Source organism: Enterobacter sp. PL_is511 (assembly GCF_055816065.1).
The window spans coordinates 64,436-84,837 of record NZ_JBVPGP010000016.1 but is presented as its reverse complement, the minus strand read 5'-3'; the positions used below and the strand labels follow the sequence as shown (position 1 = coordinate 84,837).

Below are 20,402 nucleotides of genomic sequence, written 5' to 3'. Positions count from 1 at the left end.
GATTGACCCTCTGCTGGCTAGGCTATCCTGCACGCATCCGCTTCCCAGCGATACCCCACGCCATACACCGCGCGGATAAAAGACTGCTCGGCGTCCAGCGCCTCCAGCTTACGGCGCAGGTTTTTGATATGGCTGTCGATGGTGCGGTCGGTCACCACGCGATAATCGTCATACAGGTGGTTCAGCAGCTGTTCGCGGGAGAAGACTTTGCCCGGCTCGTGGGAGAGGGTTTTCAGCAGGCGGAACTCCGCAGGCGTCAGGTCCAGCAGCTTGCTGCGCCAGCTCGCCTGGAAGCGGCTTTCGTCGACAATCAGCGGGCTTTCGGCGTCCAGCACCTGAAGCTCGCGCTGCGGCCTGCAGCGGCGCAGAATGGTTTTTACGCGGGCGACCACCTCGCGCGGACTGTAGGGCTTGCAGATGTAGTCGTCCGCGCCGATTTCGAGCCCCAGCAGGCGGTCAATCTCTTCAATTTTTGCAGTGACCATGACGATCGGTACGTCGGAGAAGCGGCGAATTTCCCGGCACAGGGTCAGGCCATCGGTCCCGGGAAGCATCAGATCCAGCAGGATCAGGTCAGGGGGGGTCTGGCGCACGTAAGGCAGCACCTGGTCGCCGTGGCTTATCAGTGACGGGGCATAGCTGGCCGCGCGTAAATAGTCGATCAGCAGCTGTCCCAGCTTGGGTTCGTCTTCCACAATCAAAATGCGCGGCGTGTTTTCGTCAATCGGTAACTCGGTCATACTTCTCTCGATAAATCCCGTTCCAGAGGTAACTCTACTGTAATGCTAACCCCGCCAAAAGGCGAATGGGCGGCGCGGATCGTGCCATTATGCGCCTCGACGATGTTAACGCAAATCGCCAGCCCCAGACCGGATCCGCCGCTGGCGCGGTTGCGGGAACCTTCGGTACGGTAGAAACGTTCAAACAGTTTTTCCAGCTGCGCGTCCTGCACGCCCGGGGCGGAATCGGCGAAGGTGAGGGCAAAACGCCCGTTTTCCTGCCTGCCGGAGATATGCAGCCCGCCGCCGCTGTCGGTGTAGCGCAGGCTGTTTTCCAGCAGATTGTTGAACAGCTGCATCAGCCGGTCCTTGTCGCCAAACACCACCGCGCTGTCCGGCAGGGAGAGGTCAATCTTCAGGTCGCGGCTGGCAAACCGCTCGCGGAAGGCGCCGCTGATCACTTCCAGAATGTTAATCACATCCACCGGCGCTTTCTGGTAGGCCAGCGCGCCTTCGTCGGACATGGAGAGCTGGTGGAGGTCATCCACCAGCTTGGTGAGCGTGCCCACTTCTGCCTGCAGAGAGGCCACCGATTCGGGCGTAAACTGGCGCACACCGTCCTGAATGGCCTCCAGCTCGCCGCGAAGCACCGCCAGCGGCGTGCGCAGCTCGTGGGAAATATCGGCCATAAAGTCGCGGCGCATCTGCTGGTTCTTCTCCAGCGTGCTGGCGAGCTGGTTAAAGTCCTGCGCCAGCTTGCCCAGTTCGTCCTGGCTGCGGGTATCGACGCGGGTGGTGAAATCCCCAGCGGCCAGCTTGTGCGTGCCTTCCACCAGGCGTTTCACCGGGGCGAGCAGACCGCGCGCCAGCGGGAAGGTGGCGAGCGCGGCGAGCAGCGTGGAGAGGGCGACAATCAGCCAGCTTGTGCGACGCTGCTGACGGTCAAAGTTGATGTCGGTGTTGCGCGTCAGGCGCTCCACCGGGGAGGCGATCACCCAGCCAACGGTGGCGTTATTCACTTTGATCGCACGACGGGTGCCGTCCGGCGGTATCGGCGCGCGCGGCCCAACCAGGGGGCGCATATCCTGGTCGATTACCCAGAACTGGGTGCGCCAGCCGTGCGGCGGCATGCCCGGGCCCGGACGATCGTCGCCGGTATCGTGCTCCAGCGAGCGCAGGATCTGGAAAATAAAGCGGTCGTTATTGCGCAGAAAACGCCAGTTGCCGTGCTGGGCGTACTGTTCACTCAGCGCATCGCTTAAGCCCTGCAAACGCTGCTCATTGCCATGCTTGATGTAATCAATAAAACCGCGCTCGAAGCTGACCCGCACCGCCCAGTGCATGGTGATCAGCAGGACGATACAGGTGGCAAATATCGCCACAAAGAGTTTGCCGGTAATGCCCGGACGCCAGAATTTCATGAGCCACTCCTTTTGCCGCGCCTGATGACGACGTTCTTGCTGGTATCATCCGGCACGCGGGCGAAGATGAAAGCGGGCAGGGCGATGATGACCGCCATGCTGAGATAGGTATACAAAAAGACCTGATGCGCCACCGGCGTGTCGACGCTGAGGTGGTGCTGGCCGTACATGCCGAGCAGTAACCCCGCGATAGTCACGCCCACGCTCATGGAGAGTTGCATGATCATCGACAGCAGGCTGTTGCCGCTGCTCGCCAGATCGTCCGGCAGGTCCTTCAGCGTCAGGGTATTCATCGATGAGAAGCGCATGGAGTTGACGATCCCCTGGCAGAACAGCACCAGCGGCAGAACGTAGTACCAGCCCATCAGCGCCACGGCCATAAACAGCAGACTCACCAGCGACAGCCCCAGCGTGGCGGTGACCAGCACGTGACGGTAGCCAAAGCGGTTCACCACCTGCACCACGATGCGCTTCATTCCCATGCTGCCGAGCACCATCGGGATCATCATCAGGCCCGCGTGGAACGGCGAAAATCCCATGCCGATTTGCAGGAAAACGGGCGTCATAAACGGCAGCATGCCGCTGCCGACGCGCCCGGCGAAGCTGCCGAACAGGCCAAGGCGGTAGGTAGGGTTTTTAAACAGGTTCAGGCTGAACAGCGCCTTATCGTTACCTCTGGCATGCCACAGGTACCAGAGTATGGCGGTAACGCCGAGCGCGATCAGGAGCCCGAGCGTCAGGGGCGAAATCCCCAGACCTTTTTGCCCGTCGAGCGCCAGGGTAAGCGTGGCCATGCCCGCAGCCAGCAGAATAAAGCCAAAGAAATCAAAGCGCCGCGTCTGCATTTTGTAGTTCGGCATCAGCGTCAGGGTGGCGATGGCGCCGATGATGCCAACAGGAAGATTGATTAAGAAAATCCAGTGCCAGGAGGCGTATTCCACCAGAATGCCGCCGAGCGCCGGGCCCAGCAGCGGCCCCACCTGACCGGGCAGGGTGACAAAGGTCATCGCCGCCATGTACTGCTCGCGCGGCACAATCTTCATCACCGTTAGCCGCCCGACGGGGACCATCATCGCCCCGCCAACGCCCTGCAGCACGCGCGCCATCACCAGCTGGTCGAGAGTATTGGCCTGGGCGCAAAACAGCGAGCCGGTGGTAAACAGCACGATGGCGGTAAAGAAGATATTCCGCACGCCGACCTTATCGGCCAGCCAGCCGCTGGCGGGCAGCATCACGGCAACCGTCAGCACGTAGGAGACAATCACCATGTGCATATGCAGCGGGCTCTCCCCCAGGCTTTTCGCCATGGAGGGGAGGGCGGTGTTGACGATGGTCGTATCCAGCGACTGCATAAAGAAGCCGAAGGCGACTATCCATAACTGCCAGCGAACGTTAGCGGGGAGATCGGTCATCTACTCAGTCACCGTGGTTCTGTTTTTACGCGAAAAGCGCAGCCGCAGGCGGTCGAAGAACAGATAGACCACCGGCGTGGTGTAAAGCGTCAGCAGCTGGCTCATGACCAGGCCGCCGACAATGGTGATCCCCAGCGGCTGGCGCAGCTCCGAGCCGTCGCCTCCCGAGAGCACCAGCGGCAGCGCGCCAAACAGCGCCGCCAGGGTGGTCATCATAATCGGACGGAAGCGCAGCAGGCAGGCCTGGAAGATGGCCTCTTCCGGCGAGAGGTTGCCGTTGCGCTGGGCATCCAGCGCGAAGTCCACCATCATGATGGCGTTTTTCTTCACGATGCCGATTAATAGCATGATCCCGATGAGCGCGATAAGGCTGAACGGCGCGCCGAACAGCTCCAGCGCCAGCAGCGCCCCAACGCCCGCCGACGGCAGCGTCGAAAGAATGGTTAGCGGGTGCACGTAGCTTTCATACAGCACGCCCAGCACAATATAAACCGTGGCGATGGCGGCCAGAATCAAAATCACCTGCGAGTTCATCGTCTCCTGGAACACCTGCGCGGTCCCGGCAAAGCTGCCGCGCACGGTGGATGGCACGCCAAGCTGGGTCATCGCGCGGTTGATCGCGTCGCTGGCCTCCGAAAGTGATGAGCCAACTGGCAGGTTAAACGAGATGGTCGACGCCGCCGACAGCCCCTGATGGTTCACCGACAGCGGCGCGTTGGCAGGCTGCCAGCTGGCGAAATAGGAGAGCGGAATCGCCTTGCCGTCGCTGTTAATCACAAACATCTTGTCCAGGGCGCTGATGTCCTGGGTATAGCGCGGGTCAACTTCCATCACCACCTTGTACTGGTTCATCGGCTGGTAGATGGTGGAGATCTCGCGCTGGCCGAAGGCGTTGTTCAGCAGGCTGTTGGCGGCTTCAACGTTGATGCCCAGCCGCGACATGGTTTCACGGTCGTAGGTCAGGGCCATCTCGGCGCCGTTGTCCTGCTGATCGGAGTTGACGTCCGCCAGTTGGGGAAGGGCGGCCAGCGCCTTGCGGATCTTCGGCTCCCACTCGCGCAGGGCGGCTAAATCGTCCGAGAGCAACGTATACTGATAGCTGGCGTTCGCCTGTCGCCCGCCGACGCGGATATCCTGAACGGCCATCAAAAACAGGTTTGCCCCCGGCTCTTTGGCGAGCTTCACCCGCAGGCGGTCAATCACCTGCTGGGCGGTTTCGTTACGCTCGCCGCGCGGTTTCAGGGTAATAAACATCATCCCGCTGTTAACGCGTGACCCGCCGGTAAAGCCGGTCACGTTATCCACGGCTTTGTCTTCACGAATGATCTTCATAAAGTCCTGCAGCTTGCCGCGCATGGCCTGGAACGAAATGCTCTGGTCCGCCTGAATTCCGCCCATCAGCACGCCGGTGTCCTGCTCCGGGAAGAAGGTTTTCGGGATGGTGATGTACATCCAGACGTTGAGCACGATGGTGCCAATCAGCACCAGGCCAACCAGTCGGGTATGGTTCAGCACCCACTTCAGCGATTTGCCGTAGCCTTCCTGCATCGCCATCAGGAAACGTCCAAAGCCTTTGCGGCGCGGCTGCGAGTGCGGTTTGCTGCGCTTGAGCATCCAGCCGCACATCATTGGCGTCAGCGTTAAGGAGATAACCAGCGAAATGCCGATGGCGACGGAGAGGGTGACGGCAAACTCGCGCAGCAGCCGGCCCGGCAGACCGCCCATCAGCAGCAGCGGCAGGAATACCGCCACCAGCGACAGGCTCATGGAGAGCACCGTAAAGCCCACCTCGCGCGTGCCCTGCAGGGCAGCCTGCAGCGGCTTCACGCCCGCTTCCAGATGGCGGGAAATGTTCTCCAGCACCACGATGGCGTCATCCACTACGAAGCCCGTCGCAATCGTCAGGGCCATCAGCGACAGGTTGTTAAGGCTAAAGCCGCACAGGTACATGGCGGCAAAGGTACCGATCAGCGAGACCGGCACGGCCACCGCCGGGATAAGCGTCGCGCGGCCGGAGCGCAGGAACAGGAAGACCACCAGGATCACCAGCGCGACGGAGATCACCAGTGTTTGTTCCACCTCTTCCAGCGAGGCGCGAATGGTCGGGGAGCGATCCTGGGCAATTTGCAGATCGATTGCTGCCGGGATGGTCTGCTGCAGGTCCGGAAGACGGGCGCGAATGCTGTTCACCGTCTCAATAATATTCGCTTCCGGGAGCTTGCGGATCATCAGCAGAATGGCCGGTTTGGCGTTGGTCATCCCGGCGTTGCGCACGTCCTGCACCGAGTCGGTGACGCTGGCTACGTCGCTTAAGCGCACCGCGGCGCCGTTGTTATAGTGGATGATGAGCGGCTGGTATTCCGCGGCGGTTTTCAGCTCGTCGTTAGTGTGGATCTGCCAGCGGTGGCTGTTGTCCTCAATCGCCCCCTGCGGTTTACGCACGTTGGCGTTGCTGATGGCGGAGCGCACGTTGTCCAGCGACACGCCCTGGTTGAATAACGCCTGCGGGTTTAACCCTACGCGCACGGCGGGCAGGGAGCTCCCGCCGACGCTCACGTCACCGACGCCGTTAATTTGTGAGATGGTCTGCGCCAGCTGGGTAGACGCAAAGTCATACAGCTGCCCCTGCGAGTACGTATCCGAGGTCAGCGTCAGGATCATGATCGGCGCGTCGGACGGGTTGGCCTTGCGGTAGGTTGGGCGGCTCGGCATCCCGCTCGGCAGCAGGCTTTGTGCGGCGTTGATGGCCGCCTGCACGTCGCGCGCCGCACCGTTAATATCCCGGTCGAAGCTGAACTCCAGAATAATGCGCGTGCTGCCCAGCGAGCTGCTGGAGGTCATCTCGTTGATCCCCGCAATCCGCCCGAGCGAGCGCTCCAGCGGCGTGGCAACGGACGAGGCCATGGTTTCCGGCGAGGCACCCGGCAGCGAGGCGCTGACCATGATCACCGGGAAATCCACCTGCGGCAGCGGCGCCACCGGCAGCAGCCGGAAGCCCAGCACGCCGCAGAGGGTAATGGCGAGCGAGATGAGAATCGTCGCCACCGGGCGATAAATGAAGAGGGCGAAAAACTTCACTTATGCCTCCTCTTCACGTTTCGGGAAGCGGCTTTTGGTCCACAGCGCCAGGCGGTCAAACAGCAGGTAGATCACCGGCGTAGTAAAGAGCGTAAGCACCTGGCTCACCAGCAGACCGCCGACCATGCCGATACCCAGCGGACGGCGCAGCTCCGCGCCGACGCCCGTGCTGAGCATCAGCGGCAGCGCGCCCAGCAGGGCGGCCAGCGTGGTCATCAGGATAGGGCGAAAACGCAGCAGGCAGGCCTGGAAAATCGCATCACGCGGCGACATGCCCTGCTCGCGCTCGGCGGCCAGGGCAAAGTCGATCATCATGATGGCGTTTTTCTTCACGATACCGATAAGCAGGATGATGCCGATGATGGCAATCACGTCCAGCTCGCTGCCCGCCAGCATTAATGCCAGCAGCGCCCCCACGCCCGCCGTCGGCAGGGTAGAGAGGATGGTGATCGGGTGGATAAAGCTTTCGTACAGCACGCCGAGCACGATGTACATCGCCACGACCGCCGCCACGATCAGCCAGATGGTGTTGCCCAGCGCAGCCTGGAACGCCAGGGTGCTGCCCTGGAACTGGGTCTGAATGTCGGACGGGAAGCTGAGCTCTTTTTCAGCCGCCTGAATGGCCTCCACCGCTTCGCCGAGAGAGTAATTGTCCGGCACGTTGAAGGAGATGGTGGTGGACGGGAACTGATCCAGATGGTTGATCGACAGCGGGGTATAGCGCTCTTCCACCGTGGCGATAGCGCTCAGCGGCACAATGCCGCCGTCTTTGCTGGTCAGGCGCACCGAGTCCAGCCCCGCCAGGCCGGGCGTGTTTTCCGTGTTGTGCTCCAGCACCACGCGATACTGGTTGGCCTGGGTGTAGATGGTTGAAATCAGGCGCTGACCGAAGGCGTTATACAGGGCGTTGTCCACGTCTGCCATGGTAATACCGAGGCGGCTGGCGGTGTCGCGGTTGACGTTCACGTACGCCGCCAGCCCTTTGTCCTGCCAGTCGCTGCTGACGTCGGAGAGCTGCGGCAGGGTGTTAAGCTTGTTCACCAGCTGCGGTACCCAGGTGCTGAGGGCATCCAGCGTGGTGGCCTGCAGCGTGAACTGGTACTGCGTGCGGCTGACCTGGGTATCGATGGTCAAATCCTGAATCGGCTGCAGGTAAAGCTCAACGCCCGGCACGCGGGCCACGGCGTTTTGCAGCCGCTCAATGACGGCGTTGACGCGATCGTCGCGCTCATCCAGCGGCTTAAGGTTGATCTGCAGACGCGCGCTGTTGAGCGACGGGTTGGTGCCGTCGACGCCGACGTAGGAGGTCAGGCTCTCTACCGCCGGATCTTTCATAACAATCTCAGACACCTGCTGCTGGCGCTGCGCCATATTGGCGAAGGAGACCGACTGCGGGGCCTGAAGCGTGCCCTGAATAATGCCGTTGTCCTGGATCGGGAAGAAGCCTTTCGGGATAAAAATCCACAGCATCACGCTGAGCGCCAGCGTGCCGAGCGCCACGCCGAGCGTCGCCCACGGATGGTTAAGGACTTTCGCCAGCACGCGACCGTAGGCGGCAATAATGCGCTCGAACATGCGCTCGGAGGCGCGAGAGAAGCGGTTTTGCTTGCGCAGGGACTCGTGGCTCAGCATGCGGGCGCACATCATCGGCGTCAGGGTCAGCGACACCACGGCGGAGATCAAAATGGCGACCGCCAGCGTCACGGCAAATTCGCGGAACAGCCGCCCGACGATATCGCCCATAAACAGCAGCGGGATCAGCACCGCAATCAGCGAGAAGGTCAGCGAGATAATGGTAAAGCCGATTTCGCCCGCGCCCTTCAGCGCGGCGGCCAGCGGTTTTTCGCCTTTCTCGATATAGCGCGAGATGTTCTCGATGACCACGATAGCGTCATCCACGACGAACCCGGTGGCGATGGTGAGCGCCATCAGCGTCAGGTTGTTGATCGAAAAATCGAGGAACACCATCACCGCAAAGGTGCCGACCAGCGAGAGCGGCACGGCGACGGCGGGAATAATGGTTGCCGGAACGTTGCGCAGGAACAGATAAATGATCATCACCACCAGCGCAATCGCCAGCATCAGCTCAAACTGGGTGTCGGTGACCGACGCACGAATGTTGGTGGTGCGGTCGGAAAGCACCTTCACGCTGACCGATTTCGGCAGGCTTTCGATCAGCTGCGGCAGCATGGTGCGGATGCTGTCGGCGGTTTCGATAATGTTCGCCCCCGGCTGGCGCTGCACGTTCATCACGATCGCCTGCTGTTTGTTGGCCCAGGCCCCCAGCCAGCTGTTTTCCGCGCCTTGTTCTACAGTGGCGATGTCGCCCAGACGCACCGGGGCACCGTTCTGGTACGCGATAATCAGCTGACGGTATTCATCGGCGGACTGCATCTGGTCGTTGGCGGAAAGTGTGACCGCGCGGGTCGGGCCGTCCAGCGAGCCCTTCGCAGAGTTGACGTTGGCGTTGCTGATGGCGCTGCGGATGGTTTCGCTGGTGAGCCCCAGCGCGGCGATGGCCTGCGCGTTCAGCTTGACGCGCACTGCCGGGCGCTGGCCGCCCGCCAGGGTGACGAGGCCAACGCCGGAGACCTGTGAAATTTTCTGCGCCACGCGCGTTTCGACCATGTCTTCGACCTGGGTCATCGGCATGGCGGAGGAGGTGACGGCAAGCGTCATGATCGGCGGATCCGCCGGGTTCACCTTGCTGTAGACCGGCGGGTTAGGCAGGTCCGACGGCAGCAGGTTGGTGGCGGCGTTGATAGCGGCCTGTACCTCCTGCTCGGCGACGTCCAGCGACAGCGACAGCTGGAACTGCAGCGTCACGACGGACGCCCCGCCTGAACTCTGGGAGGACATCTGTTTTAGCCCCGACATCTGGCCGAACTGGCGCTCCAGCGGGGCGGTAATGGCGGACGTCACCACGTCCGGGCTGGCGCCGGGATACAGCGTCACCACCTGAATGGTGGGGTAATCCACCTCCGGCAGCGCCGACACGGGCAGGAAGCGATAGCCGATAATCCCGGCGAGCAGGATCGCCACCATCAGCAGCGTGGTGGCGACTGGACGGAGGATAAACAGGCGTGACGGCCCACCTGTAGAGCCTGGGGGCATAACCTGCATCAGGATTTCTCTCCCTGTTTCGCAGGTTCAACCACTTCCACCTTGGCCCCTTCGGTCAGACGGTCAATGCCGTCGGTAACCACGCGGTCGCCTGCGGAAAGGCCAGCGCTGATAACCACCGTCTGGCTGTCCTGAATACCGGTTTTCACCAGGTGTTTGCTGACCTTATTGTCGCTGTTAAGCACCCAGACGAAGTTGCCTTCGTTACCCATCTGCAGCGCAGCGGTGGGGATCACCACCGCGTTTTCTTCGGTGGCGACCAGCATGCGCGCGTTGACAAACTGGTTCGGGAAGAGGGCATCGTCCTGGTTATTAAAGCGCGCCTTCAGCTTGATGGTGCCGGTGGTGGTGTCGATCTGGTTATCCAGACTGAGCAGAGAGCCTTCGCTCAGCTTCTGCTTGTTGGTGCGGTCCCAGGCTGCCACCACCAGGCCTTTACCGGCTTTTTGCGCCTGCACCACCGTCGCAATGTCGCTTTCCGGCAGGGTAAAGACTAAATCAATCGGGTGGGTCTGGGTGATCACCACGATGCCCGTGGTGTCGCCGCTGGAGATTTGGTTGCCGATATCGACCTGTTTCAGGCCCACGCGTCCGTCAATCGGCGCGGTGATGCGGCTCCAGTCCAGTTGCAGTTGGGCGCTGGCTACCGCGGCTTCGTCGGCTTTGATGGTGCCCTGCGTTTCGCTGACCAGCGACTGCTGGGTATCCAGCTCCTGACGAGACACGAGGTTGGTTTTCACCAGCTGCTGGTAGCGGGCCAGATCGCGACGGGCGTTGGCGAGGGTCGCGTTGTCTTTCGCGAGCTGCCCCTGCGCCTGGGCGAGGGCGACCTTAAACTGGCTCGGGTCGATTTCGGCCAGCAGATCGCCCGCTTTAACCTGCTGTCCTTCCTGGAAGTGAATAGCCATCAGCTGGCCGTCGACGCGGCTGCGCACCGTGGCGGTGTTGGCGGCGGTAATGGTCCCGAGACCTGTGAGATAGCGAGGAACGGCTTTATTCACCGCCGTCGCCGCCTGGACCGGCGCCAGCGCGCCGCCGCGCATGCCGTGGCGCCCTCCGCCTGTTGGGCGCTGAGCCTGGCTGGTGGCACCAGCGGGTGCGGCGGAATTCGCGGATTGACTGTGCCAGTACCAGGCGGCGGCAAGGACCACCACAATGATGCCAGCGGCGATTGCCCAGCGGGATTTGTTACTGCCTTTCATCGTTATACGTTCTCATCCTGAAGACTTCGGGGAATGATACTAGTTTAGTCAGCTAACACAGCGGAAAAATGGAGGAAATATGGAAGACTGTCAGGAATGGTCTGAATGGAGGTAAACGCAAAACGGCAACATCCGTTGCCGTTTTGGGTGTTTTCTCCCTCTCCCTGTGGGAGAGGGCCGGGGTGAGGGCACCAGACCGCACCGCAACAACGCTAGCTAAACATCACCTGCGCCCAGCGCGCCAGCCCTGCGGTAACGGAGCCAAAGTCATCTCCACCCGCAATCGGAATACCCGGCAGCTGTTCCGCCAGCGCTTTTTTAATCAGCGGCGAACGGGCGCTACCTCCGGTCAGGTAGATAACGTCCGGCTTCTCTTTGCCGTTCTCCAGCGCCAGCTGCACCTGTTCCAGAATGCGCTGCAGCGGCTGCGCGAGCGCCGCCTCCAGCCCGTCCTGCGAAATGGCGGTGGCCAGTTCGTCGCTGATAAACGGCAGGGAGACCGCATGCTCAGCGCGGTCGGACAGGGCGATTTTGCTCTCTTCCGCGGTACGCACCACGCGGTAGCTCAGACGCTGGCGCCACACTTTATAGAGCAGGGCGACTTTTTCACCGTCCTGCGCATCACGCACCAGATCGTTCAGGAAGCGGCCGTTGGCGGTGCTGTAAAAATCACTTTGCGCAGGCACATCGTTGATGGCAATCGCGTTCCACCACGGCAGGATCGGCAGAGCAATGCCTTTTTCCGTCTGACCCCCCATGCCGAGCAGCGGCATCAGGCTCTTGAATGCCAGCGCGATATCAAGATCGTTACCGCCTACGCGGCAGCCGCTGTGCCCGAGCAGGCTGTTTTCACGATCGCGACGGTTATGCCACTGCGGGCCCATCAGCAGCAGCGAGCAGTCCGTCGTGCCCCCGCCGATGTCCACGACTAATACGCGCGTCTCTTCCGTCAGCGTGGCTTCAAAGTCCAGCCCCGCGGCAACCGGCTCATACTGGAACACCACGTCGCGGAAGCCCGCGCGGTGCGCCGCACGCTCAAGGATCCCCTGCGCCTGCTGGTTGGCCTCGTCGCCGCCCAGCCCCTGGAAGTTGATCGGACGGCCAATCACCGCCTGGGTAATCGCATCGGAGACCTGCGTCTGCGCCTGATGACGAATATGCAGCATCATCGCGCACACCAGGTCTTCGAACAGCGCGACCTGCTGCGGCTTCAGGCCGCTGGCACCGAGGAAGGATTTTGGTGACTTAACGAAGTAGACCTCTTCCGGGTCTTCAATGTAATGCCCGAGCGAAGAGAGACCGAACTGCACGCTGGACGGCGTAACGTCGATGTCTTCCTCGCGGTTAAAGCTGACCGCCCGGCGCAGCAGCGCCTGGGTCTCCGTCGCCGTGGCCGGAACCTGATGGTGACGAAACAGCCATTCGCTCACCGCTTCACGCGTCGGTGCGCAGAGCATAGACGGCAGCAGCGTGCTCTCTTTTTCCATTTTCAGGAGCCGTGGCTGCCCGTTTTGCATAATCGCAACCGAGCAGTTTGCCGTACCGTAGTCAAATCCAATAAACACGATGAATCCCCATGCCGGTGAGAAGGGGCGAGACTTTAACGAAATGTCTGCATGGCGACAACAGGAATATGAAAGCAAGGCAATACAGGGTCTTTCCGTTTATGCTGATAACACTAAAAAAGGAGTAACGATGTATACCCTCACCTGGCTTCCCCCTTATGACTGGCAGTGGATGTTTGGCTTTCTTGGCGCGCGTGCGGTAACGGGCATTGAAACCGTCACGCACGACTACTACGAGCGCAGTTTTGCCTGCGAAGGACATCAGGGGATCTTCCGCGTGACTCCGGATATCGCCACCCATACGCTGACCGTGATCCTCAGCCCGGGGTTAATTCCGGTTGCGCAGACGTGCCTTGAACGCATCGAACGCCTGTTCGATCTTGCCTGCAATCCGCAGCGCATCGCGGAGACGCTGGGCGATCTCGGTGCTGCCCGGCCAGGCTTACGTTTGCCGGGAGCGATGGATGCGTACGAGCAGGGCGTTCGGGCAATTCTCGGACAGCTGGTGAGCGTGGCGATGGCGGCGAAGCTGGCGTCGAGCGTGGTGGCGTTATGCGGCGAACCCGTGGCGGATTGCCCGGGCTATCTCTGCTTCCCCACGCCGCAGGCGCTGGCGGCAGCGGATCCTCTGGCGCTGAAAGCGTTAGGTATGCCGGTAAAGCGTGCGGAGTCGCTGATTCATCTGGCGCAGTCGGTCATCGACGGGACGTTTCCGCTTTTCCCACCCGCGAACATAGAGGAGGGGATGAAGGCGCTACAGCAGCGGCCGGGTATAGGGCGCTGGACGGCAAATTATCTGGCCCTGCGCGGCTGGCAGGCGAAAGATGTATTTCTTCCGGATGATTACCTGATTAAACAACGGTTTGCCGGGATGACGCCCGCGCAAATTCGTCGTTATGCCGAGCGCTGGCAGCCGTGGCGCTCTTACGCGCTGCTGCACATCTGGTACACCGACGGCTGGTCGCCGTCAGTTGATGGCGAAATAGCTGGTGTTGAGCAGTAGATCCAGCGGCTGCGGCTCGGCGATGGTGTCACCAAAGATAAAATCAATGCCGATGCCGGAGAGCGTATCCATCATGATGGGCTGGTTGCAGGGGCCCGCGATGGTTTTCATTCCCAGACGCTGGGCGTGGCCCTGCACAATGGTCACCATCATCTCATCCATCAGATTGCCATACACGTTGCTTACCACCTCAGCGTCCAGCATCAGATAGTCGGCCATATTCGCTGTCAGGTGGGTAAAGACGTTCATGTCGCGTCCCACCTGGCTGAAGATCACGCGGCAGCCCGCCTGGCGAAGCTTTTGCAGACTCCGCTGCAGGTTCTTATCCGGGCTGCACACCACATCGGCAGAGATAACCAGATGTAGCAGACGACCCGGCATGGGGCTTTTATCCAGCAGGTCTAGAAGCTCATCGACCAACGTCACGCTGGCTAAACCGGCCTCAGAAAGCGGCAGTGCCACACCCATGCCTTTACTGGCGATCTGGGCGGCATAGGTGCGGAAAAACTCGCTAAAAATACGTCTGTCGAGGGCGTGCAAAAGCTCAGGTTCCGCCAGGCCCGAGCGGAAAGCATGCTCTTCCTGGACTTCGCCCTGACTGGTCCACAGGCGTAACGACAGCAGCCAGAAATTACTGCTTTCCGGGATGCGCGGGGAGGCGACGCTGCGGGCAATTATCATCAGGTGATTGTCTTTAATCATGTGCCACTGTTCATCAAGCGACATCATGTTGCGCGTGTGGTGATCCCGCTCCTGCTGGGGTTCGTAAACCGTCACCATGCCGCGCCCGCTGTTTTTTGAGGCATAACAGGCAATATCCGCCTGCGACATGATCTCCGACGCCTGATGGTTATTTTCATCAATCAGCGTGATGCCGGCGCTGGCGCCGATCCGGTGCAGGCGGCCTTCCCACATAAAGTGATAGTCATTGATCGTGTGGATCAGGCGACCGGCAATATAGCGCGCGCTTTCAATATTGCAGTCCGGTAACAGTAAGCCGAACTCGTCCCCGCCCAGACGCGCCAGCACGTCGCTGGAGCGGAGCATGGTCAACATCAGGGAAGAGAGTTCCCGCAGCAGGGCATCGCCCGCCGCGTGGCCTGCCGTATCGTTGACGGCTTTGAAGCGATCGAGATCGATAAAGACCAGAGCATGACGCTGGCGCGTTTCGCGAACGGTCTGCAGGAGGCGTTTGAGATGATTTTCGAAGCTGACCCGGTTTGCCAGATGGGTCAGGGCGTCGTGGGAGGCGCTATAGCTGAGCTGGCGCAGCATTTTGCGCGACTCGGTCACGTCCTGAATCACGATAACCGAGCCAATATTCTGCCCATCCAGCGTGCTGAGCGGCGTAATGCTGTAATGAATATCGAAATTTCCACCGGTACGGCAGTTCAGCACCACGTCCTGATCGATATCGGAACGGGACATATCGCCGCTGTGAATATTCTCCATCAGCGGCCCTTTTTCACCAAAGGTGATGTGCAACACCTTCAGGATCGGCTGGCCGATAGCCTCGGTCTGCAGCCAGCCGCTCATTTTCTCGGCCACCGGGTTCATAAAGGTGACGTTCATGTTGATATCGGTACACAGTACCGCTTCACCGATGGAATCGAGGGTGATGTGCAGACGCTCTTTTTCCTGGAAGAGGGCTTCGTTGAGCTGCTTAACCTCGGTCATGTCCATGTTGATGCCGAGCAGCCGTTCGACCTCACCCTGCTTATTAAGCACCCGGTTCGCCAGGGAGCGAATATGGCGCACGCCTTCCTTCACGCGGATGCGAAATTCCAGCTTAAACGGCAGACGGGAAATCAGAGAGTCCCGCAGCACCTTCTCTGCGTGGGCGCGATCTTCCGGCAGCATCGTGTCATGCCAGAGCTGCCAGGTGGGCTTGATGTGCGGCGGGATTTCATACAGCTCAAACATCCGCTTGTCCCAGCTGATAATGTCTGGCTCCAGATCCCACTCCCAGATGCCGATGCCGCCCGCTTCGTTAGCAAGCGTAATGCGCTCCATCAGGCGCTTATTGACCCATTCGGTCTGCTTCAGGTCGTTAATGTCTTCAATCTGGGCGATAAAATAGAGCGGCGAGCCGTCGGCATGACGCACGACGGAGACGGCCAGCAGCGCCCAGACCACTTCCCCGTCGCGGGTGTAATAGCGCTTCTCGAGGGTATAGGTATTGATATCGCCATTGACCAGCTGTTCAAGCTGTTCCAGGTCGGTGTGCAGATCTTCCGGCCAGGTGAGCTGCTGGAAGGTCAGCGACTGGAGCTCCGTCTGGCTGTAACCGAGGAAATTGCACAGCGCCTTGTTAGCCTGAAGCCATTTGCCCTCAATGCTGACCAGCGCCATACCGATGGCCGAATACTCCATCGCATTGCGGAAGCGCTCCTCGCTTTCGGTGATGTGTTTGCGCTCGGCGCGGAAGGCGTACATCACCATGGTCATCACGTTAGCGGGCAGGAGCAGCATCAGGAACGGCAGCCAGGGGGCGTTCAGCATCGGCCCGGCGTGCTGGGTGGTCAGCGCCAGAGGGTTACGGGCAATCATCAGCGACACAACCATCACGGTGACCAGAAACACCATGAACGCTTCCATCCGTGGCAGGCGCACGGCGCTCCACATCAGCAGAACAATCACGCAGGTGAAAGGCCACGGCAGCCAGGTGATGGCTGCCCAACTGAGGGCTAACGTTACGGCCAGCGTGGTCAGCGTTTCCAGCAGCAATCTCGGGTCACGGTGGCGCAGCAGATAATGGGGTTTAAACAGCAGGCCCAGCGGCACCAGCGCCAGCGCGCCAATGGCTTCTGACAACACCCAGACGAAGAAATTACGCAGGGGTTCAGGGCCGGGTGCCAGCAGAGACACCAGAATACCGCCCACCAGCGGCGGTACCAGCGCGCTGCCGATGGCCACGCGGATCCAGTCGTTCAGATTCTGCAGCGGGTTGTACCACGGGAGCCATTTGCGCAGAAACAGCGCGCCGATAGCGGCTTCAATGACGTTGATAGAAGGGTAGATGAAGCTGACCGACCCCCATGAAAACAGCATCCACGAGGCCAGAACATTGCCGAACGAACAGGCCAGGGCGATTCCCGGCCACATTTTTCCCGCATGGCGGTAAAACGCCACCATCATAATGGCGGTGGGGAACCAGAGCGGGGCCAGCAGGGTACCGAAGCGGGTGAGCTCCAGCGAAAATAAGGTAAAGATAAAGGTGACCAGGCCCAGACAGACAAGTCGTATTAGAGGATGTGGGGTGGTAACCAAAACCCGCTGGTATTGTTTATTCATTACCGCTTTATCCAGAGACGCCATGCCGTCAGGGAAGATGTCCGAACGCGTGAATTTGATAATTTGGTTTATGCTAGTACAAACAATTTACAATTCATATGGTGACCGCTCAGAATTTGACACCATAGACTTATTAAATACTTACTCCGTTAAAAAAAACGATTAAACGCTGAAAAAACGTTCATTTAAATTTCACTCAGGGAATAAAACGTCACTTTTCGGCCAGTCTCGCAGAACCTGTGCATTCGACTGGTATCACGCCCGCGAAATCCCTATAATTGCCGCGTTTGACGCTCCGGCGTCGTCCTTCCTTAACATCCAGGTTAATCAGGTCGCTAAATTTATGACTGATAAGTCTCATCAGTGCGTCATTATAGGCATCGCCGGCGCATCGGCTTCAGGTAAAAGTCTAATTGCCAGTACGCTTTATCGCGAACTGCGTGAACAAGTAGGTGATGAGCATATCGGCGTCATTCCCGAAGACAGCTATTACAAAGATCAATCCCATCTGTCGATGGAAGAACGCGTCAAAACCAACTATGACCACCCCAATGCGATGGATCACAGCCTGCTGTTCCAGCATTTAGAAGCGCTTAAGAGCGGCCAGGCGATTGAGTTGCCCGTTTACAGCTACGTAGAACACACCCGCACCCAGGAAACGATCCGCATCGAGCCGAAAAAGGTCATTATCCTTGAAGGCATCCTGCTGCTGACCGACGCCCGCCTGCGTGAATCCATGAACTTCTCGATTTTCGTTGATACCCCGCTGGATATCTGCCTGATGCGCCGCATCAAGCGCGACGTGAATGAACGTGGACGTTCGATGGACTCCGTTATGGCGCAATACCAGAAAACGGTCCGCCCGATGTTCCTGCAGTTTATTGAGCCATCCAAACAATACGCCGATATCATCGTGCCGCGCGGGGGTAAAAACCGCATTGCTATTGATATCTTAAAAGCGAAAATCAGCCAGTTTTTTGAATAAGCCGCGTGAATTGTGTACCGTTCAGAGATAACCTGGTTTTACCCTGAGCGCTTACCGCTTCAGGGTACGATGCATGAAAGGAGAAAGTGCCATGCGTCTTTGTGATCGCGATATAGAAGCCTGGCTGGATGAAGGCCGTTTGTCTATTACCCCACGTCCACCTGTTGAGCGTATCAATGGCGTGACCGTTGATGTACGGTTAGGTAATAAATTCCGCACCTTTAGCGGCCATACCGCACCGTTCATTGACCTTAGCGGGCCGAAGGACGAAGTCAGCGCCGCGCTCGATCGCGTGATGAGTGACGAAATCGTTATCGACGAGGGCGAAGCCTTTTATCTTCACCCAGGTGAACTGGCCCTGGCGGTGACCTTTGAATCCGTCACCCTGCCTCCTGACCTGGTCGGCTGGCTTGATGGCCGTTCTTCGCTGGCACGACTGGGACTGATGGTCCACGTGACCGCGCACCGTATCGATCCAGGCTGGTCGGGGCGTATCGTACTGGAGTTCTTCAACGCCGGTAAATTGCCGCTGGCGCTGCGCCCGGGGATGATGATCGGCGCGTTGAGTTTTGAACCGCTGTCAGGCCCGGCAGATCGTCCTTATAACCGTCGGCAGGACGCAAAATATCGCGACCAGCAGGGCGCGGTTGCCAGCCGTATTGATAAAGACTGATCGTTAGCCCATTGAGGATGCCATGAGAAGAGTTCTGACAACGCTGATGATTTTGCTGGTGGTGCTGGTGGCCGGCCTTTCGGCGTTGGTTCTGCTGGTTAACCCCAACGATTTCCGCGCTTACATGGTGCGGCAGGTCGAGGCACGCAGTGGTTATCAACTGAAGCTTGACGGGCCGCTGCGCTGGCACGTCTGGCCGCAGCTCAGCATTCTCTCTGGCCGCATGTCGCTTACGGCACCGGGGGCGTCCCAGCCGCTGGTCTCTGCAGACAACATGCGCCTTGATGTGGCGCTGTTCCCGCTCATTTCCCATCAGCTGCAGGTTAAACAGGTGATGCTGAAAGGCGCGGTGATTCAGCTCACCCCGCAATCGGAAGCCGTGCGCGATGCAAATGCGCCGGTTGCGCCGCGCGAAAATACCCTGCCTGATGAGCCGTCTGATACAGGCTGGTCCTTTGATATCGGCAAGCTGAAAGTGGCCGATAGCGTGTTGGTTTTCCAGCATGAGCACCAGGAGCAGGTGACCGTTCGCAACATTAACCTGCAGATGGAACAGGACGATCACCATCTTGCGTCGGTGGCGTTTAGCGGGCGCGTGAATCGCGATCAGCGTGATTTGACCCTGTCGCTGAATGCCAGCGTCAATGCCTCAGACTATCCGCACCAGCTCACCGCTGACATTCAGCAACTGGACTGGCAGCTGACGGGGGCCGATCTTCCCACTCAGGGGATCACCGGGCAGGGAACGCTGCAGGCCGTCTGGCGCGAAGAACAAAAGCAGCTGGAGCTGGATAATCTCAACCTGCAGGCAAATGACAGTAGCCTGAAGGGGCAGGCGAGCGTTACGCTCGAAGAGAAGCCGAAGTGGGTGCTGAATCTGCAGTTTGACAAGCTCAATCTGGAAAACCTGCTGCCGCCGCTGCCAGCCAGCGCCACCGACAGCGATGCCACGCAGACGGGGCAAAGCCAGGCACCGGTATCGCGTCCGGTTATCTCGTCTAATCTTGATCAACCTGACTATAACGCCCTGCGCGGATTCACGGCGGATATTCTGCTGAAAGCCAATAGCCTGCGCTGGCGCGGTATTGATTTTACCGACGTGAGCAGCCAGATGTTTAACCATAACGGTTTGCTGGTGATCTCCGAACTGAGCGGTAAGATGGGCGCAGGGAACCTCTCGCTGCCCGGCACGCTGGATGTCCGTAAAGACGTTGCCAGCGCCGAATTCCAGCCGCGTCTCGACAACGTTGAGATAGGTACCATCCTGAAAGCGTTTAACTACCCGATATCCCTGACGGGGCAGTTGACGCTAGCGGGTGACTTCTCAGGCACGAAAATTGATGCCGATGCTTTCCGCCGCGAGTGGCAGGGGCAGGCGCATCTTGATCTGAAAAACTCCCGTATGGAAGGGCTTAACTTCCAGCAGCTGGTGCAGCAGGCGGTTGAGCGCAGCAGCGATGTGAAAGCGCAGGATAACTATGACAGCGCCACGCGCCTCGACAGCTTCACCGCGGACCTGACGCTGGACAACGGACAACTTTCTCTCGACGGAATGCAGGGCACCTCTTCACTGTTATCAATGACGGGTGACGGTAAGCTGGATCTGGTGAAAGAGACGGCGGACACGCGCTTTAACGTGCGGGTACTTTCCGGCTGGCAGGGTGAGAGCAAGCTCATCGACTTCCTGAAAGAGACGCCGGTTCCGCTGACCGTATATGGTAAATGGCAGGCCCTGAATTACAGCCTGCAGGTGGATCAGATCCTGCGTAAGCATCTGCAGGATGAAGCGAAACGTCGGCTTAGCGGCTGGGCGGATCGTAATAAAGATTCACAGGACGGCAAGGATGTGAAAAAGCTGCTGGATAAGCTGTGATGCCTGTTGCGCCGGGGGGCGGCTCCGCCTTACCCGGCCTACAAAAACCGAACA

General features: G+C 59.6%; 12 protein-coding genes. 4 read left to right on the top strand and 8 right to left on the bottom strand.

All coding sequences use genetic code 11. The annotated features are described in order from the left end of the window. Positions 1-17 precede the first annotated feature (17 nt). The 7 genes from baeR to yegD all read right to left on the bottom strand — a co-directional run bounded on the left by baeR (position 18) and on the right by yegD (position 12,520). On the bottom strand, positions 18-740 hold the full coding sequence (baeR, locus tag AC0TN7_RS03555) for an envelope stress response regulator BaeR (protein WP_024908120.1): 723 nt from the start codon (positions 738-740) through the stop codon (positions 18-20). After that, positions 737-2,140, bottom strand: a complete 1,404-nt coding sequence (baeS, locus tag AC0TN7_RS03550; protein ID WP_048991164.1) for an envelope stress sensor histidine kinase BaeS — start codon at positions 2,138-2,140, stop codon at positions 737-739. The genes baeR and baeS overlap by 4 nt, the downstream gene beginning before the upstream one ends. Further along, complete coding sequence (gene mdtD, locus AC0TN7_RS03545) at positions 2,137-3,552, bottom strand: MFS transporter (RefSeq protein WP_024908118.1); 1,416 nt, start codon at positions 3,550-3,552, stop codon at positions 2,137-2,139. Before mdtD ends, baeS begins: the two co-directional genes overlap by 4 nt. Further along, complete coding sequence (gene mdtC / locus AC0TN7_RS03540; protein ID WP_473701836.1) at positions 3,553-6,630, bottom strand: multidrug efflux RND transporter permease subunit MdtC; 3,078 nt, start codon at positions 6,628-6,630, stop codon at positions 3,553-3,555. Then, the gene (locus tag AC0TN7_RS03535) at positions 6,631-9,753 is read right to left on the bottom strand and encodes an MdtB/MuxB family multidrug efflux RND transporter permease subunit (RefSeq protein WP_090419602.1); all 3,123 of its coding nucleotides are present in this window, start codon (positions 9,751-9,753) and stop codon (positions 6,631-6,633) included. Further along, positions 9,753-10,955, bottom strand: coding sequence for an MdtA/MuxA family multidrug efflux RND transporter periplasmic adaptor subunit (locus tag AC0TN7_RS03530; protein WP_473701835.1), 1,203 nt, complete (start codon positions 10,953-10,955; stop codon positions 9,753-9,755). The genes AC0TN7_RS03535 and AC0TN7_RS03530 overlap by 1 nt, the downstream gene beginning before the upstream one ends. Positions 10,956-11,167: 212 nt before the next feature. Further along, positions 11,168-12,520 (bottom strand): molecular chaperone, encoded by a 1,353-nt coding sequence (gene yegD / locus AC0TN7_RS03525; protein WP_061714789.1) that lies wholly within the window; start codon positions 12,518-12,520, stop codon positions 11,168-11,170. Positions 12,521-12,650: 130 nt separating this feature from the next. Between yegD and alkA the strand changes: the two genes are divergently transcribed. Beyond that, positions 12,651-13,523, top strand: coding sequence for a DNA-3-methyladenine glycosylase 2 (alkA, locus tag AC0TN7_RS03520; protein WP_473701834.1), 873 nt, complete (start codon positions 12,651-12,653; stop codon positions 13,521-13,523). On the opposite strand, the gene AC0TN7_RS03515 is transcribed toward alkA, so the two are convergent. After that, positions 13,488-16,817: a diguanylate cyclase gene (locus AC0TN7_RS03515; protein WP_061714791.1), complete on the bottom strand. Its 3,330-nt coding sequence runs from the start codon at positions 16,815-16,817 to the stop codon at positions 13,488-13,490. The two genes, alkA and AC0TN7_RS03515, sit on opposite strands and share 36 nt — an antisense overlap. Before the next feature lie 343 nt (positions 16,818-17,160). On the opposite strand from AC0TN7_RS03515, the gene udk reads away from it, so the two are divergent. The 3 genes from udk (at position 17,161) to asmA (ending at position 20,348) form a co-directional block, all read left to right on the top strand. Continuing rightward, positions 17,161-17,802: a uridine kinase gene (gene udk / locus AC0TN7_RS03510; RefSeq protein WP_008500855.1), complete on the top strand. Its 642-nt coding sequence runs from the start codon at positions 17,161-17,163 to the stop codon at positions 17,800-17,802. A 91-nt stretch (positions 17,803-17,893) separates the two neighbouring features. Beyond that, the gene (gene dcd, locus AC0TN7_RS03505; RefSeq protein WP_023312408.1) at positions 17,894-18,475 is read left to right on the top strand and encodes a dCTP deaminase; all 582 of its coding nucleotides are present in this window, start codon (positions 17,894-17,896) and stop codon (positions 18,473-18,475) included. A 22-nt stretch (positions 18,476-18,497) separates the two neighbouring features. Further along, on the top strand, positions 18,498-20,348 hold the full coding sequence (gene asmA / locus AC0TN7_RS03500) for an outer membrane assembly protein AsmA (protein ID WP_267215058.1): 1,851 nt from the start codon (positions 18,498-18,500) through the stop codon (positions 20,346-20,348). Positions 20,349-20,402 lie beyond the last annotated feature (54 nt).